Consider the following 26021-nt stretch of genomic DNA (forward strand, 5'->3'; position numbering starts at 1 on the left):
TGGAATATCCGGGCAGCCGAGCACGTAGGTTCGTGGCGTGAGCGATTCTCCGGCGCCCGGGTCCGAGCTACATGTACCCGATGATCTGAGCGGCATCACCGCGCAGCAGTATCGGGCTGCCATGCGGCATTACCCGGCGGGCGTCACCATCGTCACCCTGAATTCGAAGAGCGGCCCGATCGGTTTCACCGCGACCTCGTTCGCCTCCCTCTCCGCCCAGCCCCCGCTCATCTCGTTCAATATCGCCGAGACGTCCTCCAGCATCGAATCCCTGCTGCAGGCCGAATCCGTGGTGGTGCATTTCCTCGGCGAGCATCAGAAGCATCTGGCGCAGCGTTTCAGCCGCACGGCCGAGGATCGTTTCACCGACCGGTCACTCTGGACCACCATCGAATCCGGTGAGCCGATCCTGCACGGCACCCCGATCTGGGTGCGCGCCACCGTCCACCAGCTCCTCCCGATCGGCGACCACACCTTGGTCATCGGCCTGGTCACCCGGGTCCACGACAACACCACCGACGGCCCCGCCGCCGGCCCGCTGGTCTACTACAACGGCGCCTATCACCGCGCCGAGATCGCCGACTGACTCACACCGCGGAGTTCGATTCGGCCCGTGCAGGAGTCCGGCTCAGACCGCCGAGGCAGCCGTCCCGATCCCCAGTGCGGCCAGGATCGCCGCACTCGCCTGTTCCAGCCGCGCCCGCACCTTGGGCCGCTTCAACATGGCCACCGCCCGCGAGGCCGCCACGGCCACCGCCACCATTTCGATTGCGGCGATGGTGGATTCGATGGCGCCCAGCGTGAGCGTGCCCCCGAAGGTCACATGCGTCAGGAACTGCGGCAGCACCGCCAGATAGAACAACCCCACCTTGGGATTGAAGATGCAAGATAGCAACCCCGCAGCGAACGCCGAGCGCAGCGACGACGCGCCCCGCGCCGCCCCGGCGGTTTCCCGCTGCGCCCCAGCCGCTTCCAGCTCCGCCCCGACCTCATCGAGCTCGGCGGCGGCCCGCCCCTGCTCCCGCCGATGCGCGAGCAGCGCCCGAACCCCCAGGTACAGCAGGTAGATTCCGCCGACCACCTTCAGCGTGCGATAGGCGGTGGCCGACTGCTCCAGCAGCGCCGCCACTCCCGCCGCGACGACAACCGCCCACACCAGCCCGCCGAAGGCCGATCCGATCGCCGCGGCCACGCCCTGTCGTGAACCGGCCATCGAGAACCGCAGCACCAGAAACGTATCCGGCCCCGGCGTGAGGGCCAGCAGAATGCACAGCCCCAGGAAACTCAACAGCAGCGCGATACTCACCGATCCATAGCAACCCATCCCGGCCCGCGAGCGCAAGAGCAGGCAAAACCTCGCGCACCCCGAACACCGGACCGGAGACCGCATCCCCGCCGCAGAGCGCGAGACCGCCGGCCGTGACAGCGCGCACGACCGGCGGTCTCTCAGCCGCGAAGATCCGCTTCCACGCGCCGGTCTCCGCGGCCGATCCGGCGAAGGTCGCCGATCCCTCCGACAGACCGGCGACCTTCGTGAATCTCGTTGTTACGCGGCGAATTCCGCGCCCAGCGCACGGAACAGGTCCGTGTTCAACGTGAATGCGTGCCGCGCCTCGTCTAGCACCCGCTCGACCTCGGGGCCCGCCACCGGCAGCCGGTCCAGGCTCTCGCGGTACTCCCGCTTGAACGCGGCCGGATTCGAGATCTCGTCGAAGACGTAGAACCGCACGCCGTCGCCCTTCTTGGGCAGGCCCCACAGCTTTTCGGCAGTCCCGCGGATGACCTGACCACCCGAGAGATCGCCCAGGTAGCGGGTGTAGTGGTGCACCACGTACCCGGCGGGCCAGGTCTGCGCGCATTCGTCGATGCGGGCGGCGTAGGCGGCGGTGGACGGCAGCGCGGTGAGTCCGTCGCGCCAGTTCTCGCCGCCGAGGTGCGCGAGATCGGTTTCGAGGGACTGCAGGCGCTCCAGTTCGGGGCGCACGAACGGCCCGGCGACCGGGTCGGAAGCCAATGCGGCGGAATGCTTTTCGAGGGCGGCGTACACGAACCAGAGTTGCGCGGTGTAGCGGTAGAACGCCTCGACCCCGAGCTGTCCGCCGAGCATGTCACGCATGAAGGTGGAGTGTTCGGCCTCGTTGTGCTGCTGCTCGGTCGCGGTGCGAATGAGCGTCGAGAAGGGCGTGGTGGTGTCCAACATGGTCGAGCAACCTCGTTTCAACTCCCCGGGCGCTCTCCTTTGGCTACCCTAACTTCTCCACCAACCGTACGCGCCAGCAACGATCGCGCGATTCGAACTTCGGGGCCCACCCGATCCAACTTTCGGATGATTTTGCGGCCGCTCCTATGGCATCCGTCACAGCGCGGGCCGGGGTTGACAAGCCGCCCGCCCATCTGCAAACCTCTCCAATCAGGTCATGAGTACCAGCGTTCAGCCCCGGCTTGCTGGTCGGCAACCCTCCTCCGCGGTGGGGTGCTCCGGGTGACGACCCGGCTGTCGCCCGACCGGGCGCGGCAAGCGCGGACTCTCGATCATTCGTTTTCTGATCGCGCGTCCATGGATCCGATGGGATTTCGTGATGACTGCTTTCGCCGACCAGACCTGTGCCCCGCTGGCCACCGTCTCGGGTTGTGAGCTGCAGGTGCCCCTCGTACAGGGCGGCACCACCACCTACGCCAACTTCGACTACGCGGCCAGCGCCCCCGCTTTGCAGCAGGTCACCGACCGGGTCGCGGAACTGCTGCCCTTCTACGCGAGCGTGCACCGCGGCGCCGGCTACGCCTCCCGCGTCTCCACCGACTGCTACGAGAACTCGCGCACCACCGTCGCCCGCTTCCTGAACGCGGCCGACGACCAGGTGGTCGTCTTCACCCGCAACACCACCGATTCGCTCAACCTGCTCGCGGCCTGCGTGCCCGGTGACACGGTGGTGCTGGACGTGGAACATCACGCCAACTTCCTGCCCTGGACGCAGCGCGGCCGCCGCGTGGTGCCGATCGCGGACACCATCGAGGAGACCATTCAGCGCCTGGTCGCGGAACTGTGCTCGAAACCCGCTGCGCTGCTTGCGGTTACCGGCGCCTCCAACGTGACCGGGGAACTGCTGCCGCTGGAGCGGCTGGCGTGGATCGCGCACCAGTGCGGCACCCGCATCCTGGTGGATGCCGCGCAGCTGGCCCCGCACCGCCGCATCGACCTGCGGACCACCGGCATCGACTACCTGGCCTTCTCCGGCCACAAGGCGTACGCGCCGTTCGGTGCGGGCGTGCTGGTGGGCCGCCGAGACTGGCTGGACCAGGCCGACCCGTACCTGGCGGGTGGCGGCGCGGTGCGCTCGGTGACCACCGACGGTGTCGAGTGGGCTCCGGCCCCGCAGCGGCACGAGGCCGGTTCCCCGAATGTGCTCGGTGTGGCCGCCCTGGCCGCGGCCTGCGACGCACTGGCCGCGCTCGACGAGACGACGGTCCTCGAACACGAGCAGTACCTCACCCACCGCCTCCGCTACGGCCTGAAAACCGTTCCGGGCGTGAACTTCCTGCGAATCTGGCGGGACAGCACCGACGCGGTCGGCATCGTGGCCTTCACCGTCGACGGTTTCGAGCCCGGCCAGGTCGCGGCCTACCTGTCCGCCGAGCACGGTATCGGCGTCCGCGACGGCCGCTTCTGCGCGCACCCGCTGCTCGCCCGCCTCGGCATGGACGGCGCCCTGCGCGCCAGCATCGGCCTCGGTACCACCGCGGCCGATGTGGACCGGCTCATCGACGCCGTCTCGACCCTCGTCGAAAAGGGCCCGGCCTGGAATTACACACGCACCGAAGGGCATTGGAACCCGGAGCCCGAGACCCGCCCGTTCGGCAAGGGCACCGAGGGCGCAGCGCCCTGCGGCTTCTGACCAACTCTGAGACAGCTCTTGGGGGTTCGGGGGCGGAAGCCCCGGCGCAGAGGGGTGGAGCCGCGAGCCCCCGAGAGTTGGGTCAGGGCACCAGGTAGCGGGCCGCTAGTTCTTCGACGAGGGGGTCGTCGTCCTCGACGGCGCTCAGCAGCACGAGGTCATCCTGGACCGACAGCTGCCGGACATCGTCCTGGTCCAGATCCAGCGGCCCGTCTTCTGTCAGCTGGCGCATCAATTTGGCGCGCACGCGTTCCTTCAGTGATTGGCTCATACCGAGAGCATGCCCCTGCCGTTATCGATCACTCGAACCGGCACGCCGCAAGGTCAGACCGGCGCGAGCCAGGTACCCCACGGCGAATTACGCAATACGGTGAAAGCGACCAGGAATGCGACGGTTATCCACAGCGCCGATCTGGGCAATATCCTCGGCAGCCCCGGAATTCGCTGCCCCCGCCAGCCCTGCAACACCCAGGTTCCCCACCACGCCAGGAATCCCAGCATCAGCGGCAGCAACAGGATATTGCTGTGAATGGCGTCGAGCACCCGCCCATCGGTGAGATCGTGCAATCCACGCAATCCACCGCACCCCGGGCACCAATATCCGGTCAGCTCATAGAACGGGCACACTCCGTACGACCCGGCCTGATGCGGATCCCGGAAATGCAAGAGCGCCAGCCCGCCCGCCACCACACCGCCCGCGAGCAGCGGCAATCCGGCGCTCACCCAGCGCGGCCTGTTCGAGGCGGCGGGGTGCGCCCGGTGGCTGGAGGTCTCGCCCACGGAATGTTCGCCGCAATCGGCGTCGGCAGCGGTGTCCACGAGCACAACGGTAGCCGCGCGGCACCGAACCTGCCAGGTCACCCACGTCCCGCTACCGCTGCGAGCCGTCCGCGCGGTGGGTATGCTCCCCCGGCAACAGTTTTCGATTCGGGGGCAAGTCCATATGAGCCAGAAGAATGGCCGCGGCAGAATCGGGGGTGCGTTCGCCGCTGTCGGCGCCATCCTCCTCATTATTTTCATCAGGGTCGGGGTGCGCGTCATCGGCCACCTGTTCGGCCTGATCGGCCTGGTGGTCGTGATAGTGCTGGGTGGCGGTGTGTGGTTCGCCGTCCGTAAACGCCAGGACGCCGAACCACCTCTCATCGCTCCACTTCCGGGCCAGCCGCAGCCCGGTCAGGGGCAGCCGGCCTGGCAGGCCAACCCGGGCTATCCGGCCCAGCCGGGATCGGGTTATCCGGCGCCGCAGGGATTCCCGCAGCAGGGCCAGCCGGGTAATCAACAGGCCCAGCCCGTGTACACCCAACCGGGCGCCGCGCAGCCCGGGCAGCAGGGTTATCCACAATCGCAGCCTGCCTATGGGCAACTGGGGCAGCAGAGTTACCCAGCGGCCCAACCGGCTTACGGCCGGCCCGCGCAGCAGGGCTACCAGCAGCCGGCGCCGCCGAGTTACTCCCAGCAGGGCTCGCCGAACGGGTATGCGCCGCAGCCGAACTACAGTCAGCCCGCACCGCATCCGGGCCAGCCGCGCCGGCCCGCGCAGCCGGGTCAGCAGCAGCAAGGGTACGCACCTGGGCAGGGATTCCAGCCGCGGCCGGACTATCCGCCGCAGGACTACCAGCGGTAATCCATTTCAGCGTTTGATCTTTCACGGCCCGGCCGGATGTTCCGGCCGGGCCGTTTGCGTTCATTTACTGCCCGCGGGCCAGATTTCAGCGCAGCGGTGCACGTTCGGCCACGGGCGCGGTGAGAACGCCCGCGAGCATGTCGACGACCTCTCCCCAGGCATTGACGTCCCCCGCCGGAACACGCTCGGCTTCCACAGCCCGCTCATGATCGGCGAGAAGCGCGAAGAGCACGGTCGGCAGCGCGCGTAATCGCCGCATCCGCAAGCGTTTCGGCAGGTGGTTCAATTCCCGGTCGAGCTGCTGCATGATGACCCGCACCGAAGTGCGTCGTTCACCATCGAGATTGGCCGCGTCGGTGACCGCCGGGTGCGTATGGATCTGCTCGAAAAACCGTGCGTAATGATGGATCCCGTGCCGTTCCGCAAGTTCGAACATGGGGATGACCAGCGCTTCCACCAGCCCGTGCACGCCGGGCGCACTTCCCGCCCCGGCTTGTTCGGCGAGCAGTTCCAGCCGCCGCACCTCGAGGGTGGCGAGCCGGTGCTCCACCACGGCTTCGATGAGCCCGTCGCGGGATCCGAAGTGGTATTGGATGGCCGAGTTGTTCCGCTGTCCCGCCGCGGCGGCGATATCGCGGAGCGGTACGGCGGGCCCGCGCTCGGCGATCAGTTGTTCCGCCGCGAGGATGATCCGCTCGCGTGCGTCGTTCACTGCCACTCGGTCCTCCGTCCTGCCTGGTGTGTGCACCATAGCGTCCAACCAGTGGATAAAGAACTAGTCCTTGACGATTAAGAATATGTGCTTAATGCTGCTTGTGACTGTCGTCACCCATAGAAGGGCTCCCCCGAATGATCCTGGACACCTTCCGACTGGACGGCCGCGTAGCCGTCGTGACCGGCGCGGGCCGCGGCATCGGCGCCGCTACCGCCCTCGCCCTCGCCGAAGCCGGCGCGGATGTCGCCCTCTCCGCCCGCACCGCGACCCAGCTCGACGAAGTGGCCGGCAAGATCCGCGCCCTGGGCCGCAAGGCGATCACCATCCCCGCCGACCTGTCCGACCTGTCCACGGTCGCGGGCCTGGCCGACGCCACCGCCGCGGAACTGGGCCGCCTCGACATCGTCGTCAACAATGTCGGCGGCACCATGCCGAACACCTTCATGACCACCTCGGCCGACTTCCTCGAGGACGCCTTCCGCTTCAATGTGGCCACCGCGCACGCCCTCACCCAGGCCGCCGTGCCGCACATGCTGAAGAACGACGGCGGTTCGGTCGTCAATATCTCCTCCATGATGGGCCGTTCCGCGGGCCGCGGCTTCCTCGCCTACGGCACCGCCAAGGCCGCGCTCGCGCACTGGACCCGACTGGCCGCCACCGACCTGTCCCCGCGCATCCGGGTGAACGCCATCGCCGTCGGCTCGGTGCTCACCTCGGCGCTGGAAGTCGTTGCGCAGCAACCGGAGATCAAGGCCAAGATGGAGGCCGCCACCCCGCTGCAGCGGCTCGGGGAACCGTGGGAGATCGCCGCCGCCATCGTGTACCTGAGTTCCCGCGCGGGCGGATACATCACCGGCAAGGTGCTCGAGGTGGACGGCGGAATCGAGTCCCCCAACCTGGAACTCGGCCTGCCGGATCTGTGATCCGCACGCACACAGGAGAATTCGCATGACATATCGCGTAGTGCAGTGGAGCACCGGCAATGTCGGTCGCCGCACCCTGCGTTCCATCATCGCCCGGCCCGAGCTCGAACTGGCCGGCGTCTGGGTGTCCGGACCCGCGAAGGACGGTAAGGACGCCGGCGAACTGGCCGGCCTCGACCGTACCGTCGGCGTCACCGCGACCACCGACGCCCAGGCCCTCATCGCCCTGAAACCCGACTGCATCGTGCACACCGCCATGGCCGACGACCGGCTCATGGAGGCGGTGGAGGATCTGAAGACCTTCCTGCGCGCCGGCATCAATGTGGTGTCCAGCAGCCCTGTCTTCCTGCAGTTCCCGTACGGCACTCTGCCCGACGAGGCCATCACCCCGATCATCGACGCCGCTACCGAAGGCGACGCCTCGCTGTGGGTGAACGGCATCGACCCCGGCTGGGCCAACGACTGGCTGCCGCTGCTGCTGTCCAGCGGTTCGGAACGCATCGACGCCATCATCTGCTCGGAGCTGATGGACTACTCCACCTACGACAACCCGAAGGTCCTCTTCGACATCATGGGTTTCGGCAGCGCCCTCGACGAGCTGCCACTCCTGCTGCAACCGAATGTCCTGACCCTCGCCTGGGGCAGTGTGATCCGCCAGCTGGCCGCCGCCCTCGACATCGAATTGGACACGGTCACCCAGCATTTCGAACGCCTCCCCGCCACCGAACCGCTGAAGATCGGCGGCCGCGTCATCGAGGAAGGCACGGCAGCGGCGCTCCGCTTCCAGGTGCACGGCGTCCGCGCCGGCCGCGAGATCCTCACCCTCGAACACGTCACCCGCCTGCACCCCGCCCTGGCCCCCGACTGGCCGCAGCCCGCCGGAAAAGGCTGCTACCGAGTGGAAATCAAGGGTGAACCCGACTACCTCCTCGACCTCCAGCTCTACAGCAACGGCGACCACGCCGAAGCAGGCATCGTAGGCACCGCGGCCCGCCTGGTCAGCGCCATCCCCGCCGTAGTCGAGGCCCGCCCCGGCCTCTTGACGGCCACCGACCTCCCGTTGACCACGGGCCGCGGCCTCGTCTCCTGAGGTCACCCCGATCGCAGCGGAGCCCCCACCGGCTCCGCTGCGTCATCGACCTCCGCACCTCCACCGGGCGGCTGTCACCAAACCCGATAGGGACCGTCGCCGCATAAGCATTCACACGGTCGGCCACCACCGTGAGCCGCAACTGCCACCGTCCCGGGAAGGGCACCGGAACCCGCTGCGACACAAAATAATCCGGCCCGATCTCCATCGGCTCCACCCGCCGGAACACCACATCCACCGCCCCCACCCGCTCATCCGCAGGCACCAACTTCCCCGTCACGTCCTGCGCCCCCACCGCCTCTCCCCCCGAATCCCGCAGCCGCACAGTAAATTCCTGCCGCCCCCACATGCGCCCCATCCACCGCCACCTCCGCCCGCAACGGCCCCACCCCCGCCTCCACGACAACGGCCGGATCATAGGTCTCCCGAGCCGGCGCCACCCCCGTCAACACCGCACTCACCACCAACACCCCCACCCGCACCCCGAACTCCACCCGCACCGCCCAACCACGATCCCACCGAGCCGAGCCGTCCCGGCGAGCCGCCTCGCGCGCCCCCGCCGAACCATTCGCCCGCCCGACGGCAGCCTCTCGCGATCCGCCCGCACCACGCCGGACCACCAGCGATGCAGCAACGGCCAGTCCTACCAACGCCACCTTGGCCAGCAGCAACAACCCCCACGACGTACTCCACAGCGACGCAACCGGATCCACCGCCCGCCACGCCTGGAACACGCCCGTCACCACGACAACCGCCACCACGGTCGCGGCCACCGGCCCGAACCGCCACACCACCTCGCCCCGCGCCGGAGTCCGCCACACCAGCAGCACCGCGGCGACACCGCCCACCCACACCGCCATAGCGACGAGATGCAGCACCGTGGAAATCACTGCGGCCCAGCGATAGTCTCCGGCGACCGCGTGGCCTGACACCGCCGTCGTGCCGATAATCACCAGCCCCGCAACTACACTCGATACGCGCGTTCAATTGCCACTCCCTGCTCATCGGGGTTTCTTCGAGCGCCAGAAGCCCGGAATCCCGTCGGCCCGGTAGGCGATATCCGATCCACCCGGCGGCCTCTGGGCGTCCGCGGCAGGTCCTTGTGCGAGGCGGCTGCGCGATACGCGCCCCGGAGCCGTCGATTCTCCGACGGCGGCAGCGGCTTTCCGGGCCGCGAAGGCCAGCACGGCTGCGGCGGCGGCGCGAAGGAGGGCGGCGGCTCCCAGGACGGTAGTGGCGGCCTGGGCCCAGACTTGCGGCTGACCCCATCCGGCCGAGCCCGCGAGCCGTCCCGGGGTGGCCGCGAAGATCGAGACGGCGGTCAAGGCGTTGGTAGCCGCACCGATTCGGATCAATTGGGGTACGGCACGGGTGCGGAAGCCCGCCGGCCAGATCAGGCGGGCCGCAACGGGAATGCCCACCGCCAAGGCGAGACCCGCGTAACCGAGGCCGGTGAGCAGGCGGACGATCGTGTCGAGGGCCGCGACCAGTGGGTCGGGGTGGGCGACGGAAACGCAGAGATCGGGTGGGACGCCTATGCCGAAGACGATCGAGCCGGAGACCAGGTGGCCGTCGGCGGACAGGAGGGACCAGCCGAGGAGGTAGGTGCCGTCGGGGAGGCCGGCGCGCAGGTGGCGTTGCACTGTGCGGCCGCCGTCGGCGGTGGTCGTGCCGCCGGTGTCGACGCGCTGACCATCGGCGTCGCTGATGGTGACCGCATCCTGCGCGGCGGTCACCGGTTCGTCGAAGGTGAGGGATACGCGGTCGGGTTCGTGTGTGATGGTCGATCCGTATGCGGGATCGCTGCTCACCAGGACGGCGTGCGCGGAGGCGGTCGCCGACCCGCACCAGAGGGCGAGCAACGCCAGGCCGGACACCAGCACTACGCGAATCATGCTCGTACGTAACGCTTTTCGAGGTGTCCAGCGAGGGTTGCGCGCAAGTGTTCCGGTTGTCACTCGCCGCGGGTGCGGCGTAGTCGCGGCGCCACGACCACTCCGAGGGTGACGATCGACAGTGCCAGCGCGATACCGGCGAGCCACTCGGTGGCGGACGAATCCTTTTGCTGCCCTTGCTGCTCCGGTGCCGCGGCCGGTTGTCCGTGCCCGTCACCGTGTGCGGCGGTCAGGTGCAGGACGGGCGCCGGCTTCTCGGGTTCGGTGCCGTCGGTGGATCGCTCGATCCAGGACACCGTGGTCCCATCGCTGTATGTCTAAATGGCCGGAAAGGCCACATCGCTCACGCTCGGCAGCGGTCCGACCAGTAGCTTGAATTCTCCGAACTTCCCGGGCCCGATCTGCGTGCCGTTCTGCGCGGTGAAGATGACGGAGGACACGTAATCCGTCACTTGATGCCCGTCGTCATCCTTCAGGGGCGCGGCGAGCGCCGTCCGCTTCAGTTCCGCCTGCCAGCCCGGCGTCGGCAGTGTGCGCACCTCGGTGAGCGGATGATCCTGCGGCAGTGTCACTTCCAGCTTCACGGTGCCCGCGGTGGCGGATTCGTCCGGCACCCGGAACGCCACTTCCGCGTATCCGCCGGCGGCCGCGTCGGGCGCACTGACCGTCACGTGCGCCGACGCCACGCCCGCTCCCGTCATGGACAGCGCACCCGCAGCCACGACAGCAACCCAAGAACCGTATTTCACCGCGAATCTTCCTTTACACCAGTGTTTTCCACAGACAGTTCGTTGATCCGCGCCGCGTCCGGCACGGCGATGATCCGCCCTTCGTGCGCGATCACCACCCGCCCCGCATGCCCGGCCAGCTTTTCGACGGCCCACGCCAGCGGCGCGGTAGTACCGACGACGGGGAGCGCCGCGTCGAGATGGTCCCCGACCAGTTCGTCCTCGGCCACCTCCGCGAGCCCCGCCGCAGTGACCGATCCGAGCACCTCGGCCACGACGGTCGGCCCGGAAGTACTGCGCTGCAACACCACCGGCAGCGCCCCGCCCGCCCCGAGCAGGCCCTTGGCCTCCGAGACGGTGGCACCGGACGATACCGCCGTCCTCTGCGCGGGCACCTCCTGCGGCAGTCCCAGCGCCTCCCCGACAGTCACGCCCTCCGCGGCCCCGGTCAGCGGAAACCCGAGCGTCCCCAGCCATTCATCGCTGTAGTACTTCGACAGATAAGCCCGCCCCGAATCCGGTGCGACGACCACCACCACATCCTCGGGCCCCAACTCCCGCGCAGTCCGCAGCGCGGCCGCGATCGCGGTACCCGATGATCCGCCGAGCAGCAGCCCCTCTTCTCGCGCCACCCGATGCAGTACCCCGATGGCTTCGGCATCGGGTATCCGCTGGATCCCGTCCACCACATCCACGTGATACGACTCCGGCCACACATCCTCCGCGGTCTCGGGATGCAGGATGTGCCCGACCGCTTCCACGTACCAGACCCGCCCGTCACCACCGCCGTACACCGAGGTCTCCGGGTCGGCGCCGATCACCCGCACCGCCCCGCCGGAGGCTTCCTTCAGGAATTCGCCGGTGCCGGTGATGGTTCCGCCCGTCCCGATCCCGGCCACGAAATGCGTGATCCGCCCGCCGGTCTGTGCCCAGATCTCGGGTCCGGTGGTGGCGCGATGCGCGGCCGGGTTGGCGGGATTGTCGTACTGCCCGGCGAACCAGGCCCCCGGAATCTCCTCGACCAGCCGCAGAGCGACCGACCGCAAATGCTCCGGGTGGTCGACGGGCCGCAGTCCCGGCGTCACCACGACTTCCGCCCCGTGCGCCCGCAGCAGCGCCTTCTTCTCCGCGCTCACCTTGTCCGGCACCACCACGATGGTCCGATACCCGCGCGCCGCGGCCAGGGCGGCGAGCCCCAGCCCGGTATTGCCGGAACTGGCCTCGACCACGGTCCCGCCGGGCCGCAGTTCCCCCGCTTCCTCGGCGGCCAGCAGCATGGCGCGTGCGGCGCGATCCTTCACGCTCCCACCGGGATTCAGGTATTCGAGCTTCACGTACACGGTGGCGCGAATGTCGTCGATCACCCGGTTGAGCCGTACCAGCGGCGTATTGCCGATGGCGTCGGCGAACGAGTCGAACACTCCGGCGGTGGTGTGGGAGACGGTGGTCATGCGGCGGCCCTGCCTGTCTCGCCGAGTGCTGCGAACAGCTCCCGGCGCAGTCGAAGGTAATCGGGGTGATCGTGATCGCGCGGGCGCGGCAGGTCGATTGCCAGGTCCCGCACCACTTTTCCGGGCCGCGGCGTGAACACCACGACCCGATCGGCCAGGCGCAACGCCTCGTCGACGTCATGTGTCACCAGTACCGCGGTGAAGCGGTCGCGTTCCCACAGCCGGGCGATCTCGCCCTGCAGGGTGGCGCGGGTGAGCGCATCCAGTTTGCCGAGCGGTTCGTCGAGCAGGAACAGCCGCGGCCGGTTCACCAGCGCCCGCGCCAGCGCCGCCCGCTGCGCCATACCACCGGACAGCTGCGCCGGATAAGAGTCCCGGAACCCGTGGAGCCCAACCAGTTCCAGCGCTTCGGCGACGCGTTCCCGGTCTGCGGCGAGGGTGCCGCGCGCCTGCGGACCGAGCGCCACATTCTGCTCGACGGTCCGCCACGGGAACAGCGTCGGATCCTGGAACATCAACGCGCGGTGCGGATCCGGTCCCTCGATCCGCACCCCGTCCGCGCTCACGGTGCCGCGCGAGGGCCGATCGAGTCCGGCCAGCAGCCGCAGTAGTGTCGACTTCCCGCACCCGGACAGCCCGAGCAAGGCCACGAACTGCCCCGGTTCGATGCGCAGCGACACATCGGTGAGCACCCGCAGCCGCCCCAGTTCCTGCGCCCGCGTCGGCTCGGGCGCGGACCGGCCGAGCACCCGGTCCAGCAGACTCCGCGACCGCGCCCCGGCGACCGCGAATTGATGTGACACCCCGTCGATGTCGACCGCGATTCCGTCGTTCACCATCGCACCAGATCCTTCTGCCAGGCGAGCACCCGATTCCGGATCGACAGCAGCACCGTGATCGCCCCGGCGCACAGTACGATCATGATCACGATCGCCGCGTACATGCGCGGATACGCCGCCCACCCCTTGGTCCACTGGATGTACCAGCCCAGCCCGTTCTTCACCGCCAGCAATTCCGCCACCGCCAGCGCGGTCAGCGACGCACACAACCCCATGAACAACCCGGTGAAGATGCTCGGCAGCGCGCCCGGCACGGCCACCCGCCAGATCAGGAACCGGTTCGACGCCCCGAGCGTCTGCGCCACATCGAAATACCCGCGCGCCACTCCCGACACCCCGACCCGCGTCAGGAACGACACCGGGAACCACACCCCCAGCGCCACCATGAACACACTGCCCGCATAGGTGCTCGGGAACAGAATGAACACCACCGGCAGAATCGTCGCCGGCGGCGCCGGCCCCAACGCCAGCATCAACGGATGCCACCAGTACGCAACGGTTTTCGACCACCCCGCCGCGATCCCGGTCACCAGCCCGCCGAGCGCGCCGATCACGAACCCCACCACCAGCAACACCAGTGAATGCCAGGTACACGACGCCAGCAATCCGCCGTCATCGATGTACACCTGCAACAACTGCTGCGGCGACGCGAAATGCGGCGGCTCCAGCCACCCGGTCTTGGCGGTGGCGAACTCCCACACCAGCACCCACGCCGCCACCACACCGATCCACGGCGTCCAATACCGCAACCGCACCGCCGCCTGCCGGTTCCGGTACGCGGCCACCGCCCACGCGAACACCGCGAAAGCCACTACCCCGAACGGGATTCCCGCTACCGACGCCGGCGCCTCCGTCAGCCGATCCGGCACCGCCAAGGTCGAAGCGGCGGCAAGCGCCCACAGCGCGAAGGCCACCGCGAACCCCAAAGTCGGTGGATACCGCCGTGCCGCAACATCCGAGATGCGCGAGCTCGCGGAACCGGCCGCCGCAGCGGCGGTTTCACCCGGCGTCCCCGCAACCTCGTGTCCGACCTGCGACTGGCCCGGTGCGGTCGTCACCATGTCAGTCCCAGATCGGCGAACACCTTGTCGGCGAGGGCGGTCGGGTCGGTCTTCTTCTCCAGGTATCCGGTTTTCGCGAACTTCTCGATGCCCGGCGTGATCTCGGGCTTGAACTTCACGACGTACGGGTTGTACCCGTACGTCTTCAACGTGGCCTCGATGATATTGCGGTCCGCCGCCACATACTTGTTGTCGACTTCGATGCCCGCGGTCTGCGGCACATTGGCGCCCACCCACCGGCTGCCCTCCGCCCACGCGGTCACGAGCGCCCGCGCGATATCCGGATCCTCGCGCAGCAGGCGGCCGTTGATGGCGGTCGCGCAGCAGAACAGTTCCCGGTTCGCGCCCGTCTGATTGTTGGTGAGCTCGCGCGCCTTCCCGCGCAGGGTCGGCACCAGTGCGTCCGGGTCGTTGCCGGCGACGGCCTGAATATCGCCGCGCACCAGCGCATCCCCCAACTGGTCGCCCGGATACACCCGCCATTCCACGTCCTCGCTCGGGTTGATCCCCGCGTCGAGCAGATCCAGCGAGAAGAACGACATGGACGAATCCCCGATGGCGCCCACCCCGATCGTCTTGTTCCGCAGCTCCCCGATGGTCTTGATCGGGCTGTCCGGCGGCACGATGAGCCGCAGGCAGCCCTCGTGCAGCCCCGCCGCCAACTTGGCGTCGATCCCCTGCTCGATCGGCTTCAGCCAGGAGAAGAAGATCCCGGGCGCCGCATCCAGCTTCCCGGCCCCCACCGCATCCTTGATCTGATCGCCGCCCGTCTTGACGGCCTCCACCTTCAATCCGTGCTTCTCGAAAATCCCCGCGTGCAGGGCCGCGAACAGCGGCGCCTCACACACCCCACCCCCATATCCGATCTTCAAAGCCCGATCGACCGGCCCCGATCCCGGCGTCCGCCGCGTCGTCAACCACGCCGCCAACCCGCCACCGGCCACAACGGCCGCCGTAATCCCCGCCCCCGCGAACAGCTTCCGCCGCGACAACCCCGGAACCTCGAGCTCCCCGGGCACCTCCAGGTCCTCTTCATCGTCGACGACGCCACCGTCCTGCGCGGATGCGGCGGCGGCCGCCGCCTGCTCCTCCGCATCGTCGTGCGGTCGGTCCTGTTCGTTGTCGCTTGCCATGGCCAGGGTCCTCCTCATCGCGGCGCACCCACACCGTTATTCGGAGCCGGAGCGCCTCCCTCCCCGGCCGATCGCCAGGGCAGCCTCGCCAGATTCGCAAAACCGTTCTTGCACGAACAGATTTCGAGTCACCGCGAACACAAGTCCCCGGCAAGCGGTAGCCCGGTCACCCTCGACGATCCGAACCGCCAATGAAGATCAATAGCGCAGTCCGCCAACATAATTCGATCCACAAGACCGCCCCCACCCCGCGTGAATTTGCTGCCATACGGAAGGGATTTTGCTGGGCACACAGCAGAGGTCCGGGTACACAGCGGAATTCACCCCGGAAACGACAACAGGTGGAGAGCGACAATCGCTCTCCACCTGATTCTTCGGAGCCGCCTGCGAGAATCGAACTCGCGACCTTTTCATTACGAGTGAGCCGGAAAACGTTATCCGGCGTCCAATGAGGGTTGGCGGGTCCAGGTCAGAGACCCTTTCGTGTCCATCCGGTACCGATCCGTTCAGCCTGTCTGTGCCCGTCTTGGCACACTGTCGGCACAGCGGATTGCCATGCTGACCTGGCTGTTCCGGATTGTTCGGCACAGCGAGAGGCCCCCGTACCCGAGCAAGGACCGGGGGCCTCCTGGTATCCGAAAGGGCTAGCTCGTCTAGCACCACCCCCTCGCCTCGACCGTGCGCCCAACCGTCGACGTGGCTCGGCCGCCCTCGCCCGGAGTCCAGCGCACCGCGTCGCCCACTCCCACGCTGAACTCTTCGACATCCGCGACTGGCCGACCCTCCGTCAAATCCAGTCCAAACGCGTCGGTTGTCGTACTTGTGAGGTCCGCGACCATCAGGCAGACGGTCGACCGGATCTGGCGCTTGTCTCTGATCAGGGTCCAGCAGTCGACCGCCGGTACGTGGGCGATCCAATGAGCACCGCAGCAGTGGACTTTCACCAGGTACTGCACCGCCTCACCCCCGCCCCTGCGGCACGGTGCAGATGCCCCGCGGATTCGAGCACCCGGAGTGCGGCGTCCTTCTGCCTGCACTGCACTGATTCGTTGTGCAAGTGGATCTGCGAGATTCGGTGGGCCTGTTCGACAGTGAGTGGTCCAGGGTCGAATCCGCAGTGGTCGTAGTACGGATAGTCGTTCGGCTCGTCGGAACCGTTCTCGAATCGGATCAGTACCCGAATGGTCGCGTAGTCCACGTTCATGACGCCACGTCCAAGGGATCGGGAGCCAAGAAGCCGGACGGGATGGCGAACTCGGGATGCGGGTTCAGACTCAGCCGGTACATCACTCGTTCGCCAGTGAAGCCTGCGCGGCCGTGCAACCATCTGTGGTTGTGCAGCACGTACCCATGCCCCGGTTCCAAATTGAACTGGCAAGCATGGCGGTCTATAGCCGCATCGAGCGCCGGTAGCCACCTGGAGATTTCAGGCGAGTACTTCGCCAGACTGTCACGCCGGTAGCGGACCCGTATCCGGCCGCCCTGACCGCGTTCGAAGATCGAGCCAAGGTGGCCCGCCGCACCACCGAACAAGACGGTGCGAGGTTGAGAGAGCACCCGTACTGCCTCCGGCTCGTTTTGAGCGAGATCGCGGTACACATCGCTGCCGTCGATGGCGATGCATTCACCGCCGGTCGCGCTCTTGCGACCGCACACGACCAGCAGTAGCGCGGGTGGGTCCAGAACTCCGGATCGGTCGGTGTGCGGCGAAAGCGCACCCCTACCGAACCCCTCGAACCCGAGCCGCTGCCCAAGTCCTGCCCGATGCTCCAACGTGGTTATCCCATCGCTGTCGCTGTCACGGTGCGGAACGATCCGCCCCAGGGACGCCCCCAGCGTGACCAATTGCGCCCGTGTACGAATTCTGTCGAATCTGGCGAGCCCGTCAGCAGCGAGCCCAGCCGCCACCCCTGCCGCCCAATCCTGCTGTAAGTCAACGAACATGGCTCAAACCGTGCGCTCGGCACGTTTGCTGTGTCCAGTGACAAACTGTCAACGCTAACCAGACGGCTACCCGGCCGGCGCGGTGCTAGCGTCGCGAACATGACCTCCGGATACGTGCCGCAGATGTACTCGATCTCGATCAAGGGCGTAGTCGTTCGTGATGGACAGGTGCTGCTGCTGAAGAACGAGCGCGAAGAGTGGGAGCTGCCTGGCGGCCGAATCGAGCCGGACGAAACGCCAGAGGAATGCGTCGCACGGGAAATCACGGAAGAGACCCAGTGGCCCGTGACCACCGGCCCGATTCTCGACACCTGGATGTACTACATCAACGAAGCCGAGAAGAACGTCTTCATCGTGACCTACGGCTGCTATCCGGACACGGACGCTGAACCGGTGCTTTCCCACGAGCACAAGGAAGTTGGGCTGTTCCGCGAGGACGAGATCGCCGGACTGAACATGCCGGATGGGTACAAGCGATCGATCATGACGTGGTTCGCGCAGTTGAGGGCAGCAGAAAGCGTCTAGGAGACGGCAGTGGCCGACAGCAGGTGTCAGGCGTGCGGGGTGGCGATCAGCCGTTACGCGGAAAGCCCTGTGTGCCCAACCTGCTCCACTGACAGTGGCACGAGCCGCTCCGTCGTCCGAGCCGCCCCGTTGGTATCCGCAGTCTGGCTGTGGGCCAGCCCCGAAGCCGCGACGGCCATCGCGACCAGAGACCTGCCTACGATCCTGCGTGCCTATCGGCGCATCAACGGCACCAGTCAGGTGGCGCTGGCCAAACTGCTCGGCTACGACAACTCGTACGTGTCGATGCTCGAAACCGGGCGGCGGGTGATCAGTGACGTAGGCACCCGCAGGCACATCGCCGCCCGTCTCGCTCTCCCTGCACATGTCCTCGGTGTGACAGACGCCGATGACGCTGAGTACCGGGCGATGCTCCAGTTCGGTGACAGCACAGTACGTCTCGCGGAGATAGCCAGACAGGCCGGGCGCGCGGTGGAAGCCGTCAACGAACTGTGGCCCCTGGTGGCCCGGTTGGAGGCACGAGCATCCGAAGGGCACATGGAACGCGACAGCCTGGTTCTGCTCGCACAGGCGCGTGTAGCGCTGGGAGTTTCGCTCGGCACCGTACTGCCAGAGGAGCGGCTGTCCTCCGCCGCTCGCTGGACGGGCCAAGCAGTGAAGATCGCTGCCCATCTTGATGATTCATACTTCTACGCTCATACACTCCGAATGCACGGCAACGAACTGCGCAAGGCCGGGCATCCCGGCGCGGCGGTCGCACGACTCGACCACTCCCTACAGCTGTCGAACGACCCGGCCGACAAGGGCTGATCTCTCGCCTTCATGTGCCGAGCGACAGGCGAACTCGGAGATGCTGAACGATTCGATATCGCCTTACACGCCTACCGAGACCTGCTCGACCAGAACACAGGCAGCGGCATGCTGTTCCAGCCATTCACACTGAGGGAGATCGAACTACGCGGCCTCATGGGCACCGGACGAGTTGAGGAAGCCTGCCAGATCGTCTATCGCCAGGCAGGCCGCCCAGCCGCTCCGCAGTGGTACATCATCGAACGGGTTACCACCGGCGAAGTTCTCGCAGCGAACCAGGACATCGAAGGTGCCGCAGATGCTTTCGCCGACGCGATCGAGTCCGCGGAACGCCACCGGTTGCCACATCAGATTCAGCGAGCAGTCCGAGCAACCGCGAAGGCAGGAATGCGCGACCTCGCAGACGAAGCCAAGTCCGCTCTTCAGCGCACTCGATCTACGCTCTCGACACGATAGGCGGAACTGTGTTCTCCCGACCAGGAACGAATCCGACCTAGCCACCCGCGAGGCGGCACAGCTGACCTACCTGGCCCCGCCCAGCAAACGCACTGAAATGCCGATGAGCGCGAAGCCCAGGTCGGCAGGCGACCAGGTTGTCCAGGACGTGATCCACAGCGACGATTGGATGGTGATCAGTTTGGATTGCTGCTCCTCATCACCGGAAATGCCCTCTGTGACAGTCGGTATCGCTATCGTTCAGTTGAACGACGGGTTCTTCTCTGATGGGGAGCTGAATCGCTGGCGTCTCATTCTTCGGGGAACTTACGACGCACAGCTCGGATGGGTGGATGATCCCGGAGATCCGGAGATTGGTTCGACGCTTCGATTGATCATCGACGACACCGTCAGCTGCCTGTGGGACGTGTGGGCGGGTCATGTCGTAGATCTGCAGTGGGAGCTCGACGCCAGTGTCCGCGCGGCGGTCGAACAGCTGAACCTCAGCCTGCCGTCCCACGTGCACCTCACCAACGAATTCGCCTACGACTGCATTCGTGAAACGGAACGGTAAACAGGAAGTGTTGCCCTGGAATGTCTCTCGATGAATGCCCGATTTCTGAGGCTTCCGGGACGTGAATTTCTGCTCACGGCAACGGGATACGACCGGCGGTCTCTCGGATCGTCACAGATCAGGGTATGAAAAGCGGCTCGAGCCGGTGCCAGCGGAAGCTGGCACCGGCTCGAAAGCGATGGCGAGGTGGGGTTTACGGCTCTCAGCGGTCAGTAGCAGTTCGCCAGGTTGGTGTTCGGGATGACGTAGCACGGCCGGGTGCTGCTCGGCGCGCCGGAGCCGCTGAGGCCGCCGATCATCGCACCGCCCAGGATCCCGGCGGGTATCGCCATGAACCCGAAACCGAGGCTGATGACGGTGACCACGAGACCGAGGATGCCCCCGATGAGCGCGCCGGCCGCCGCGTTGGCGCTGCCGGTTTGGGCGGTGCCCGCCGCGACGGCGGTGGCGCTCGGGTGTGCGACCAGTGCGGCGCCGTCGTCAGCGATGCTGGGGTTCAACGAGAGCACCTGATCGGTGCCGTCGATGGTCACCGAGAGCGGCATCGTGGAAGTGACGATGCCGTATCCGTCGAGGATGTTCACCGCGGCGTCGGTGAGCTGGAACGTGCCCCCGGTCAGGGTGGTGGTGACGGTCTGGTCCGTATCGGAGCGAACCACGTCGTAGTGGATGCCGCCCTGGTCTCCGGACAGCTGCGAAACAGCCTTCACATCCTGTGCGTTCGATTCCGGCGCCGCATACGATGTGCCCCCCGTGATAGCCATGGCGCCGATGGTGAGCGCAGCTGTGGCGACGATCTTTCTCATTTTCACAAGGCCATCTGTATCAGGTATCAGGATCCATATAAACCAGACAAATCGGTCATCGAATCGGCCGTTCACCGCCGAGCTGCCCAAGCCGCGCAAGGATGACAGTGACAGCCGAGTGTGAAAATCCCTATTGCCGCATACCGCGCTGTTCGAAACGGCCATCGGCCAAGCTCGAAGATCAACGGTCAGTGGATATCTCGGACCGTTGCACGATCCCTAAGGGCGTGTCTGACCTCCGATAACATTCGCTTATCGGCGGTCAGAAATCGCCCCGGAGGGACGCCCCACCTTCTGCTAGAGAAGGTGGGGCGCAGGGCGATTCACCCCGGCTAGTGCTTGGCAGTCATGCCGGTGCCGGACACCTGCAAGGCGTAGCGGCCGATCTCCACGAGCGCGTTCGTAATGCTGTCCAGGCTGTAGGTGATGTCGTCGACTGTGACCGCCGATAGTCGGTCGTGACCGTGGGTCGAGTCGTCGATTCCCTCGCGTGCGGTGTCGTACCACGAGCGTTCGACCACTCCGCCCTCGCGGAGAACGGCCTTGATGGCTTCGATGTGGTCGCGGTGCGCGGCGCGCAAGGCGTCCACCCGTCCGATTTCCGCTTTGGCGGCGTCAACCACTGCGGCGATCTCGGCGAGCGGCTGTACCGGAAGGTCCTTGCGTACCGCGGATTTCGCTGCTTCCTGGCGCTTGCTTAGCTCGCGCGCTGCCTTGGCTCGCGCCTTCGTACCTTCGGCGGCCAACTCGGCGCGTTTGGCCTCTGCGTCGGCTTCCGCCTGAGCGGCGGCCAGTTCGGCGGTCGACACATGCGTGCCCGCGCGAATAGCGTCCTCGAGGGCTGCCAACGAGCGGGCCGCCTGGGTGCGTTCCTCGTCCGCGCGGCGGGCCGCTTCGCCATCGCGTCCAGCGCACTGCTGGGCGAGGTACGCCGGGATTGTGTCGAGTACCTGCCGCAATTCGTCGGCGGTGGGGTACTCGTCCGCGGAGACGTGTTTGCCGGTTACCCGGGCGATCAACTCGAAGCGGTCGCCGCGATCCGGTAGCGCCCGGTTGACGGCGGCGACCAGTTGGCGGCGTTCTTCGCGTACAGTCTGGTCGGCAGCGGTAGAGATGGGGCGAGTCATGGTGAATGTCCCTGCGGTGGTTGGTTATTCGGTGGTCGTGGTGGTCGCATGCTCGTCGCCGAGCATGGCGGTAAGCCACCCGTCGACCGCACTCAAAGCGGCGTCGGCCTGTTCGTGAGAGTCGAGCTTGAGGGACTTGTCGATTGCGACACCCGCCACGATGGCGAGGTCGCGTAGTTCCCTGGGTGAGGCTCCGGACATCCGGTCGAGCGCATCGGCGGCCACGTCCAGCAGTCGGCCGACGAGTTGGACTCGTTGCTGCTGCGCGGTGGCCTTGTGCGCTTCGGTGGCGGCGGCGGTGGCGCTGGTATCGAACGAGACGCCCGCGAGTGCGGCGGCCTTGGTCACGGTGCCAGCCGATGCGCCTAGCGTGCGTGCGATCTCGTTGCGGCCCAGCCCTTGCCCGTGTAGCCGCGCCACCTCCGGCGCGATCTGTTGGACGCGGGTGTGTTTTTGGCGGTGACCGGTCAGTGCGTGGGCCATGGTTCCTCCTCGGCGAGGGCGGTCAGGTCGTCGCTGATGTCGACGGGCAGGCCGTAGCGGTGGGTGAGTGTGTCCGTGAGGTGAGCGAATCGGGGTGCGAGCTGTAGGGCCTCGATTCGCACCCCGGCGGCGCGTGCTTCCGGGACGGTCGGGTTGCCGCGCCTGGCGACGATGGGCAGCCCGCTTCCGGTCTCGGTGCCTGGACGCACAATCAGGTCCGGGGTCCAGTGCACCGGGGGCACGAGTCGGACCCGTGCGGCGGCGACCTGCCCGCATACTCGCGGGTGCGTGTCCATGATGGGTCGAATGACCTCTAGGTGATGAGCCTCGGGTAACACGGTGATGCCGCACCCTCCGCACGGGCCGGGGCTGTCTGCGCATCCGTTCGGGCACGGTGCGGGGTGTACGTCGAGCGTCTCGACGTGTTCGGCACCGTGGGTGTAGTACGGCGCGATGAGTGCGCCGTCGTCGGTGACGCGCCAGAACCGGTATCCGTAGGTGGGCGTGCGTGATTCGCCGTCACGCCACTTCTTGACCGGGACGTCACGGGGTCCCGCGAGCCGGGGAACGCGCAGCAGTTCGGCAATCACGCTGTGGCTCCGTCGAGCACGGTCAGGATTCGGCCGGCGAGATGCCGGGCGGCGGCGGGGTGCAGCTCGAGGCGCACGCCGGGGCCGCTGACCACCAGCGCGGTACTACGGGCGCAGTGGCGCACATTGAAGACTTCGGCACCGAACAAGCTGCGATGGGTGCGCAGTTCGGAACGGGGGGCGGACGGATCGAAGGTCATTCGGATACTCTTGCTGGGTGACTCGTAGTCGGGGTCGCGAGGGCACGAAGTCGCTTGTGCAAGTCGGTGTTCCGCCGCATTCGCGTCAACGCTTCGGGGCTGAGTTGGTCGAACAAGGGCGCGCGGGACGCCTCGATATCCCGGCGCATCGCCGCGAGAACGGTTTCCGCGAGACCTTCACCCTGAGTCAGGGTTTCGATGTCGAGTCCGACGTGGACAGGCACCCGGTAGCGGTCACTCAGCGGCGTCACCAGGTGCGCCGCGTCTTGCGGAACCCACAACTCGGCGATGGTCAGCGAGTGCGCACGCAACTCGGGCAGTTCGTGCTTGTGCTTGCGCGGCGCGGTGCACACCAGGCCGTCGACGCGCACCTTGCCCAGCACCGTGTGCCGCCGCACGCCCGGCGGCGGATCATGCAAGCCCATATCGAGCCCGCTTTCCCGCGCGTATCGGATCACCTCGTGGAACCGCAGAATGTGATCGGCGCGAGGCACGAAATACAGGCCACAGGTTCCACACGGCCCCGGCGACTGCGGGCAGCCGCGCCCGCAGTGGGTCGCGGTAGCCGTGGCCGTGCTCCACAGTGCGTCGCGTGTGAACGTCGGGCTCGTCAGGTGATCGGCCAGCGACCGCGCACGCCCGAGCGGGAAGTACGGGCCGGTGAGGTGATTGCGGGCGTTGATCGTGGTTCCGCTGCGGGTGGTCCACGTGCCGTCGAGAACCGCCCACATTCGCCAGCCGAACAACGGCGCGATGTAAGGGAAGACATCGAACGGATGCCCGTACCGGTATCCGGCAGGCAGGCCAGTCACAGCCGCTCCCGATCATCGGCCACCGAGCAGCCGAGCCCGACGGATACGCCCGTGTCCCAGAGCTGTTGGCGTTGGCCAAGCCGGGAAGCGATCCCCTGCGCAAGCTGGCGAACCATATCCAGGTCACCCCGGAGCGCGGCGGCGTGCAGAGCGTGAGTGTCGCGCACGTCGTCGACGAGATGCGCCCGGTGTAGTTCCAGGTACGAGGCGTCGTCATGGGGCATGGTTCGGATTCCTCGCTGTAGTCGGGCAGGCACACGCGCGACGCTCCAAGTCGCGGATACGTAGCCGTAGGCTGGCGTTCTCCCGGCGCAGCGCACGGATGTAGCGCTGTTCCCACTCGGGGAGTTGTTCCACCGAATCCGCGGTGGCATTGCCGGGTTCGGGCCGCTTCATGCCGCTGCCGCTCCGCCCTCGTTCTCCGCGAGGTGCTCGAGGTGTTGACGCCATGCCTTCTCTTGGCTCGTCTCGCGGCGGAACAGCTTGGCAATCTGGGCTATCACTGCCTTCCGCGTGGCATCGGACGCGGGTCGTGACCGCTCGGTGCTGACATCGAGTTCCGAAGGGCTCTCGCCACGCCACTGGGCCAACCGTGCATCACGCTCGGCGTCGCGCTGATCCCGAAACACCGGCGACGCGCTGGCCCGCTCGACACGATCATTGGACGCACGCCGGGCCAGGTCGATCACATGCACCGGCTTGATCCGCTCAGCACTGGTCTGGTGGTGCACGAGAACGGCATCGCGCGCCGCGCCGTAGGGCAGGTGACACAGCGCGGCAAACCATGGCGCGACGTCACTCTCACCAACTGTCCGCTGGTCAAACGACGCGATCATCGTCAACAGGTTTACAACATCGTTACGGGTCATCGCGTAATCGCTTTCTGTGCATCGAATCTGGCGGCAAGCCCTACCGCCGGAGGATCAAACGCGGGGTCGTGGTCGTCCCACTCAGGACGTTTCAGGGCTTGGGCTTGCCACACGCGCTGATCGGTGGTCGAGAGAGGTCGCGGCGCGGTCCTGGCCTTGATCGCGTCGGCCACGAGGTGGGGCAACAGCCCGATGCCCGCAGTCGGTTTGGTCAACCAGGTGCGCAGCGCGGCGGCAACGTCCGTCAAGTCGGTCCCGCTCGCCAAAAGCTCTCCAGCCATGCGAGCCAATCCCGTTCGCACCGCCTGCGGGTAGTCGTCCCCGACAATGCCGCGAACGAGTTTCCACCCTTCCGTCGGCAGACTTCCCGATCGCGCGGGCACGGACGGCTTCTGGACGGTTCCTGGACGGTTAAGGACGGTTTGGGGGACATCCGCGTCCCCGCGTTCGGTCGCCGATATCCCCCCGGTTGGACTACTGCGTCCGCCCGCTTGGACACGGACGTCCGGGCGGTCGCCGTCGCCCGGACGGATGCCTACACCCCCTCGGTCAATCTTCCTATCGAGCAGCAGATTCCACACGATCGGACGTCGGTCGGGCGGAAGATGATCCACGGCGCGCTGATCACCACGCTCGATGAGACCCTTCGTCTCCAGCGAGGCAATTGCGCGGCGGACCGTCCTCTTGTCACAACGGGCGTAGGCGGCGAGGGTGGCGTGCGATGGGTACGAAAACGTTCCATCTGCGTGCGCGTGGTTGGCGAGCCCGATCAACACGACCTGTTCACGACCGCCTACATCCGGAGCGCCAATAAGCGCCCACGCCATCGCTTCGACACTCACGTATTTGCGCCGAATACTCTTGCTGGACAATGCCGTACAGCGGCGGACCAGGATTTTGTGTAGGTCGCAGCAGAAATGGCCGCCACCAGCGCGCGGGTTACGGCGCACGCTTCTGCAATGCCGAGATGCACAGACATTCCGGCGCGATCGACATCGACGCCCAAAACGATTGCACCGTCGTCGAAGTCGACGTGAACACGTTCATCGTCACCCGCTGTGTCGTAGCCGAGCCGAACCGTGCTCACGCTGCCGAATCCTCGATACTCAGCAACCGTCGCAAGTCAGCTGTCACGACTCGATACCGCGTACCGACCCTCAGGGTCTTACAAGGAAATTCTCCGGAGCGGGCGAGGTGGTACGCCGTCGACCGCCCAATCCCGAGCACGGCGGCAGCCTGAGCCAGGCCAACCGTAGGGGTTGTGATGCGGGAGAGATCGTAGAGCAAATGACTCACCTTTCGAGCGTCGTACCGCTTGCTTGGAGATTCCAACCCTACGCACCGTGCGCGACACCAAAACGCTCCTACCTGGACCTTTGACACCCACCCACGGCTGAACTGGACCAATACGGCCCAGCGAGAAGCGCCCGCCCCGTTCGAGATCGCAAGGATCAGAGCTACCCCGAGCACGTTGGTTTCCACGCAGCGCTTGCC

General features: G+C 66.9%; 35 protein-coding genes and 1 riboswitch. Of the genes, 9 read left to right on the forward strand and 26 right to left on the reverse strand.

The genetic code is table 11. The features are described 5' to 3' along the window. Nucleotides 1–121: 121 nt before the first annotated feature. Nucleotides 122–586 carry a flavin reductase family protein gene (locus tag ACH438_RS15265; RefSeq protein ID WP_397006017.1) on the forward strand — a complete coding sequence of 155 codons (465 nt, stop codon included), beginning with the start codon at nucleotides 122–124 and terminating at the stop codon, nucleotides 584–586. 42 nt (nucleotides 587–628) lie between these two features. Here ACH438_RS15265 and ACH438_RS15270 read toward each other — a convergent pair whose 3' ends face one another. Both ACH438_RS15270 and ACH438_RS15275 read right to left on the reverse strand, forming a co-directional pair. Next, nucleotides 629–1306, reverse strand: coding sequence for a LysE family translocator (locus ACH438_RS15270; RefSeq protein WP_397005398.1), 678 nt, complete (start codon nucleotides 1304–1306; stop codon nucleotides 629–631). A 240-nt stretch (nucleotides 1307–1546) separates the two neighbouring features. Continuing rightward, on the reverse strand, nucleotides 1547–2200 hold the full coding sequence (locus ACH438_RS15275) for a heme oxygenase (biliverdin-producing) (RefSeq protein ID WP_397005400.1): 654 nt from the start codon (nucleotides 2198–2200) through the stop codon (nucleotides 1547–1549). Between the two features lie 213 nt (nucleotides 2201–2413). Next, nucleotides 2414–2527: riboswitch (SAM riboswitch) on the forward strand. 52 nt (nucleotides 2528–2579) lie between these two features. Here ACH438_RS15275 and ACH438_RS15280 point away from each other — a divergent pair. Beyond that, a complete protein-coding gene (locus ACH438_RS15280) occupies nucleotides 2580–3893 on the forward strand; it encodes an aminotransferase class V-fold PLP-dependent enzyme (protein ID WP_397005402.1) in 1314 nt (437 codons plus the stop codon). An 82-nt stretch (nucleotides 3894–3975) separates the two neighbouring features. Here the strand turns inward: ACH438_RS15280 and ACH438_RS15285 are convergent, their stop codons facing one another. Continuing rightward, nucleotides 3976–4164 carry a hypothetical protein gene (locus ACH438_RS15285; protein WP_397005404.1) on the reverse strand — a complete coding sequence of 63 codons (189 nt, stop codon included), beginning with the start codon at nucleotides 4162–4164 and terminating at the stop codon, nucleotides 3976–3978. 53 nt (nucleotides 4165–4217) lie between these two features. Continuing rightward, nucleotides 4218–4712 (reverse strand): DUF2752 domain-containing protein, encoded by a 495-nt coding sequence (locus ACH438_RS15290; RefSeq protein WP_397005406.1) that lies wholly within the window; start codon nucleotides 4710–4712, stop codon nucleotides 4218–4220. Between the two features lie 124 nt (nucleotides 4713–4836). Here ACH438_RS15290 and ACH438_RS15295 point away from each other — a divergent pair, with 124 nt between their 5' ends. Further along, nucleotides 4837–5517 (forward strand): hypothetical protein, encoded by a 681-nt coding sequence (locus tag ACH438_RS15295; RefSeq protein WP_397005408.1) that lies wholly within the window; start codon nucleotides 4837–4839, stop codon nucleotides 5515–5517. Between the two features lie 85 nt (nucleotides 5518–5602). Here ACH438_RS15295 and ACH438_RS15300 read toward each other — a convergent pair whose 3' ends face one another. Next, nucleotides 5603–6235: a TetR family transcriptional regulator gene (locus ACH438_RS15300; protein ID WP_397005410.1), complete on the reverse strand. Its 633-nt coding sequence runs from the start codon at nucleotides 6233–6235 to the stop codon at nucleotides 5603–5605. A gap of 131 nt (nucleotides 6236–6366) precedes the next feature. Here ACH438_RS15300 and ACH438_RS15305 point away from each other — a divergent pair, with 131 nt between their 5' ends. Together ACH438_RS15305 and ACH438_RS15310 are read left to right on the forward strand one after the other, a co-directional pair. Then, nucleotides 6367–7155 carry an SDR family oxidoreductase gene (locus tag ACH438_RS15305; protein WP_397005412.1) on the forward strand — a complete coding sequence of 263 codons (789 nt, stop codon included), beginning with the start codon at nucleotides 6367–6369 and terminating at the stop codon, nucleotides 7153–7155. A 25-nt stretch (nucleotides 7156–7180) separates the two neighbouring features. Further along, entirely contained in the window at nucleotides 7181–8245 is a 1065-nt protein-coding gene (locus ACH438_RS15310) for a diacylglycerol kinase (protein WP_397005414.1), read from the forward strand. Nucleotides 8246–8496: 251 nt separating this feature from the next. Here the strand turns inward: ACH438_RS15310 and ACH438_RS15315 are convergent, their stop codons facing one another. The 10 genes from ACH438_RS15315 to ACH438_RS15360 all read right to left on the reverse strand — a co-directional run bounded on the left by ACH438_RS15315 (nucleotide 8497) and on the right by ACH438_RS15360 (nucleotide 17296). Continuing rightward, entirely contained in the window at nucleotides 8497–9198 is a 702-nt protein-coding gene (locus ACH438_RS15315; protein WP_397005416.1) for a CopD family protein, read from the reverse strand. A 48-nt stretch (nucleotides 9199–9246) separates the two neighbouring features. After that, on the reverse strand, nucleotides 9247–10140 hold the full coding sequence (locus ACH438_RS15320; RefSeq protein WP_397005418.1) for a copper resistance protein CopC: 894 nt from the start codon (nucleotides 10138–10140) through the stop codon (nucleotides 9247–9249). A gap of 59 nt (nucleotides 10141–10199) precedes the next feature. Then, a complete protein-coding gene (locus tag ACH438_RS15325; protein ID WP_397005420.1) occupies nucleotides 10200–10436 on the reverse strand; it encodes a hypothetical protein in 237 nt (78 codons plus the stop codon). A gap of 21 nt (nucleotides 10437–10457) precedes the next feature. Continuing rightward, nucleotides 10458–10889, reverse strand: coding sequence for a YcnI family protein (locus tag ACH438_RS15330; RefSeq protein ID WP_397005422.1), 432 nt, complete (start codon nucleotides 10887–10889; stop codon nucleotides 10458–10460). Further along, entirely contained in the window at nucleotides 10886–12319 is a 1434-nt protein-coding gene (locus ACH438_RS15335) for a PLP-dependent cysteine synthase family protein (protein ID WP_397005424.1), read from the reverse strand. Before ACH438_RS15335 ends, ACH438_RS15330 begins: the two co-directional genes overlap by 4 nt. Then, a complete protein-coding gene (locus tag ACH438_RS15340) occupies nucleotides 12316–13158 on the reverse strand; it encodes an ABC transporter ATP-binding protein (protein WP_397005426.1) in 843 nt (280 codons plus the stop codon). The genes ACH438_RS15335 and ACH438_RS15340 overlap by 4 nt, the downstream gene beginning before the upstream one ends. Continuing rightward, nucleotides 13152–14219 carry an ABC transporter permease gene (locus ACH438_RS15345; RefSeq protein ID WP_397005428.1) on the reverse strand — a complete coding sequence of 356 codons (1068 nt, stop codon included), beginning with the start codon at nucleotides 14217–14219 and terminating at the stop codon, nucleotides 13152–13154. Before ACH438_RS15345 ends, ACH438_RS15340 begins: the two co-directional genes overlap by 7 nt. Next, nucleotides 14213–15352, reverse strand: coding sequence for an ABC transporter substrate-binding protein (locus tag ACH438_RS15350; protein WP_397005430.1), 1140 nt, complete (start codon nucleotides 15350–15352; stop codon nucleotides 14213–14215). Before ACH438_RS15350 ends, ACH438_RS15345 begins: the two co-directional genes overlap by 7 nt. Before the next feature lie 940 nt (nucleotides 15353–16292). Continuing rightward, complete coding sequence (locus ACH438_RS15355) at nucleotides 16293–16556, reverse strand: hypothetical protein (protein WP_397005432.1); 264 nt, start codon at nucleotides 16554–16556, stop codon at nucleotides 16293–16295. Continuing rightward, a complete protein-coding gene (locus ACH438_RS15360; protein WP_397005434.1) occupies nucleotides 16553–17296 on the reverse strand; it encodes a TauD/TfdA family dioxygenase in 744 nt (247 codons plus the stop codon). Before ACH438_RS15360 ends, ACH438_RS15355 begins: the two co-directional genes overlap by 4 nt. 99 nt (nucleotides 17297–17395) lie before the next feature. Here ACH438_RS15360 and ACH438_RS15365 point away from each other — a divergent pair, with 99 nt between their 5' ends. The 4 genes from ACH438_RS15365 to ACH438_RS15380 all read left to right on the forward strand — a co-directional run bounded on the left by ACH438_RS15365 (nucleotide 17396) and on the right by ACH438_RS15380 (nucleotide 19640). Further along, the gene (locus ACH438_RS15365) at nucleotides 17396–17821 is read left to right on the forward strand and encodes an NUDIX domain-containing protein (RefSeq protein WP_397005436.1); all 426 of its coding nucleotides are present in this window, start codon (nucleotides 17396–17398) and stop codon (nucleotides 17819–17821) included. Nucleotides 17822–17830: 9 nt separating this feature from the next. After that, a complete protein-coding gene (locus ACH438_RS15370) occupies nucleotides 17831–18631 on the forward strand; it encodes a multiprotein-bridging factor 1 family protein (RefSeq protein WP_397005438.1) in 801 nt (266 codons plus the stop codon). Between the two features lie 12 nt (nucleotides 18632–18643). Further along, nucleotides 18644–19087, forward strand: a complete 444-nt coding sequence (locus tag ACH438_RS15375) for a hypothetical protein (RefSeq protein WP_397005440.1) — start codon at nucleotides 18644–18646, stop codon at nucleotides 19085–19087. A 103-nt stretch (nucleotides 19088–19190) separates the two neighbouring features. After that, nucleotides 19191–19640: a hypothetical protein gene (locus ACH438_RS15380; protein ID WP_397005442.1), complete on the forward strand. Its 450-nt coding sequence runs from the start codon at nucleotides 19191–19193 to the stop codon at nucleotides 19638–19640. Between the two features lie 209 nt (nucleotides 19641–19849). On the opposite strand, the gene ACH438_RS15385 is transcribed toward ACH438_RS15380, so the two are convergent. From ACH438_RS15385 to ACH438_RS15435, 11 genes are all read right to left on the reverse strand, one after another. Beyond that, entirely contained in the window at nucleotides 19850–20404 is a 555-nt protein-coding gene (locus tag ACH438_RS15385; protein ID WP_397005444.1) for a hypothetical protein, read from the reverse strand. Between the two features lie 374 nt (nucleotides 20405–20778). Beyond that, nucleotides 20779–21573 (reverse strand): hypothetical protein, encoded by a 795-nt coding sequence (locus tag ACH438_RS15390; RefSeq protein WP_397005446.1) that lies wholly within the window; start codon nucleotides 21571–21573, stop codon nucleotides 20779–20781. Nucleotides 21574–21597: 24 nt separating this feature from the next. Next, the gene (locus ACH438_RS15395) at nucleotides 21598–22056 is read right to left on the reverse strand and encodes a hypothetical protein (protein ID WP_397005448.1); all 459 of its coding nucleotides are present in this window, start codon (nucleotides 22054–22056) and stop codon (nucleotides 21598–21600) included. Continuing rightward, nucleotides 22041–22646: a hypothetical protein gene (locus ACH438_RS15400; protein WP_397005450.1), complete on the reverse strand. Its 606-nt coding sequence runs from the start codon at nucleotides 22644–22646 to the stop codon at nucleotides 22041–22043. The genes ACH438_RS15395 and ACH438_RS15400 overlap by 16 nt, the downstream gene beginning before the upstream one ends. After that, nucleotides 22643–22846, reverse strand: a complete 204-nt coding sequence (locus ACH438_RS15405) for a hypothetical protein (protein ID WP_397005452.1) — start codon at nucleotides 22844–22846, stop codon at nucleotides 22643–22645. Before ACH438_RS15405 ends, ACH438_RS15400 begins: the two co-directional genes overlap by 4 nt. Continuing rightward, entirely contained in the window at nucleotides 22843–23658 is an 816-nt protein-coding gene (locus ACH438_RS15410) for a hypothetical protein (protein ID WP_397005454.1), read from the reverse strand. Before ACH438_RS15410 ends, ACH438_RS15405 begins: the two co-directional genes overlap by 4 nt. After that, nucleotides 23655–23882, reverse strand: coding sequence for a hypothetical protein (locus tag ACH438_RS15415; protein ID WP_397005456.1), 228 nt, complete (start codon nucleotides 23880–23882; stop codon nucleotides 23655–23657). The genes ACH438_RS15410 and ACH438_RS15415 overlap by 4 nt, the downstream gene beginning before the upstream one ends. 168 nt (nucleotides 23883–24050) lie before the next feature. After that, nucleotides 24051–24527 (reverse strand): hypothetical protein, encoded by a 477-nt coding sequence (locus ACH438_RS15420; protein WP_397005458.1) that lies wholly within the window; start codon nucleotides 24525–24527, stop codon nucleotides 24051–24053. Beyond that, a complete protein-coding gene (locus tag ACH438_RS15425) occupies nucleotides 24524–25369 on the reverse strand; it encodes a helix-turn-helix domain-containing protein (protein WP_397005460.1) in 846 nt (281 codons plus the stop codon). The genes ACH438_RS15420 and ACH438_RS15425 overlap by 4 nt, the downstream gene beginning before the upstream one ends. After that, complete coding sequence (locus ACH438_RS15430) at nucleotides 25366–25614, reverse strand: hypothetical protein (protein ID WP_397005461.1); 249 nt, start codon at nucleotides 25612–25614, stop codon at nucleotides 25366–25368. Before ACH438_RS15430 ends, ACH438_RS15425 begins: the two co-directional genes overlap by 4 nt. Further along, nucleotides 25611–26009 (reverse strand): helix-turn-helix domain-containing protein, encoded by a 399-nt coding sequence (locus ACH438_RS15435; RefSeq protein WP_397005462.1) that lies wholly within the window; start codon nucleotides 26007–26009, stop codon nucleotides 25611–25613. The genes ACH438_RS15430 and ACH438_RS15435 overlap by 4 nt, the downstream gene beginning before the upstream one ends. Nucleotides 26010–26021 lie beyond the last annotated feature (12 nt).

This window comes from Nocardia sp. NPDC020380 (genome assembly GCF_044386975.1).
GTDB lineage: Bacteria > Actinomycetota > Actinomycetes > Mycobacteriales > Mycobacteriaceae > Nocardia.

Excerpts from the sequence above, each read along its gene's own strand:
- ACH438_RS15390 (WP_397005446.1), bottom strand. The coding sequence starts at position 21,573 with ATGACTCGCCCCATCTCTACCGCTGCCGACCAGACTGTACGCGAAGAA.
- ACH438_RS15280 (WP_397005402.1), top strand. The coding sequence starts at position 2,580 with ATGACTGCTTTCGCCGACCAGACCTGTGCCCCGCTGGCCACCGTCTCG.
- ACH438_RS15415 (WP_397005456.1), bottom strand. The coding sequence starts at position 23,882 with ATGCCCCATGACGACGCCTCGTACCTGGAACTACACCGGGCGCATCTC.
- ACH438_RS15350 (WP_397005430.1), bottom strand. The coding sequence starts at position 15,352 with ATGGCAAGCGACAACGAACAGGACCGACCGCACGACGATGCGGAGGAG.
- ACH438_RS15335 (WP_397005424.1), bottom strand. The coding sequence starts at position 12,319 with ATGACCACCGTCTCCCACACCACCGCCGGAGTGTTCGACTCGTTCGCC.
- ACH438_RS15345 (WP_397005428.1), bottom strand. The coding sequence starts at position 14,219 with ATGGTGACGACCGCACCGGGCCAGTCGCAGGTCGGACACGAGGTTGCG.
- ACH438_RS15365 (WP_397005436.1), top strand. The coding sequence starts at position 17,396 with ATGACCTCCGGATACGTGCCGCAGATGTACTCGATCTCGATCAAGGGC.
- ACH438_RS15305 (WP_397005412.1), top strand. The coding sequence starts at position 6,367 with ATGATCCTGGACACCTTCCGACTGGACGGCCGCGTAGCCGTCGTGACC.
- ACH438_RS15320 (WP_397005418.1), bottom strand. The coding sequence starts at position 10,140 with ATGATTCGCGTAGTGCTGGTGTCCGGCCTGGCGTTGCTCGCCCTCTGG.
- ACH438_RS15360 (WP_397005434.1), bottom strand. The coding sequence starts at position 17,296 with ATGTTCGTTGACTTACAGCAGGATTGGGCGGCAGGGGTGGCGGCTGGG.
- ACH438_RS15420 (WP_397005458.1), bottom strand. The coding sequence starts at position 24,527 with ATGACCCGTAACGATGTTGTAAACCTGTTGACGATGATCGCGTCGTTT.
- ACH438_RS15380 (WP_397005442.1), top strand. The coding sequence starts at position 19,191 with ATGAGCGCGAAGCCCAGGTCGGCAGGCGACCAGGTTGTCCAGGACGTG.
- ACH438_RS15355 (WP_397005432.1), bottom strand. The coding sequence starts at position 16,556 with ATGAACGTGGACTACGCGACCATTCGGGTACTGATCCGATTCGAGAAC.
- ACH438_RS15310 (WP_397005414.1), top strand. The coding sequence starts at position 7,181 with ATGACATATCGCGTAGTGCAGTGGAGCACCGGCAATGTCGGTCGCCGC.
- ACH438_RS15285 (WP_397005404.1), bottom strand. The coding sequence starts at position 4,164 with ATGAGCCAATCACTGAAGGAACGCGTGCGCGCCAAATTGATGCGCCAG.
- ACH438_RS15295 (WP_397005408.1), top strand. The coding sequence starts at position 4,837 with ATGAGCCAGAAGAATGGCCGCGGCAGAATCGGGGGTGCGTTCGCCGCT.
- ACH438_RS15340 (WP_397005426.1), bottom strand. The coding sequence starts at position 13,158 with ATGGTGAACGACGGAATCGCGGTCGACATCGACGGGGTGTCACATCAA.
- ACH438_RS15385 (WP_397005444.1), bottom strand. The coding sequence starts at position 20,404 with ATGGCTATCACGGGGGGCACATCGTATGCGGCGCCGGAATCGAACGCA.
- ACH438_RS15265 (WP_397006017.1), top strand. The coding sequence starts at position 122 with ATGCGGCATTACCCGGCGGGCGTCACCATCGTCACCCTGAATTCGAAG.
- ACH438_RS15395 (WP_397005448.1), bottom strand. The coding sequence starts at position 22,056 with ATGGCCCACGCACTGACCGGTCACCGCCAAAAACACACCCGCGTCCAA.
- ACH438_RS15375 (WP_397005440.1), top strand. The coding sequence starts at position 18,644 with ATGTGCCGAGCGACAGGCGAACTCGGAGATGCTGAACGATTCGATATC.
- ACH438_RS15275 (WP_397005400.1), bottom strand. The coding sequence starts at position 2,200 with ATGTTGGACACCACCACGCCCTTCTCGACGCTCATTCGCACCGCGACC.
- ACH438_RS15405 (WP_397005452.1), bottom strand. The coding sequence starts at position 22,846 with ATGACCTTCGATCCGTCCGCCCCCCGTTCCGAACTGCGCACCCATCGC.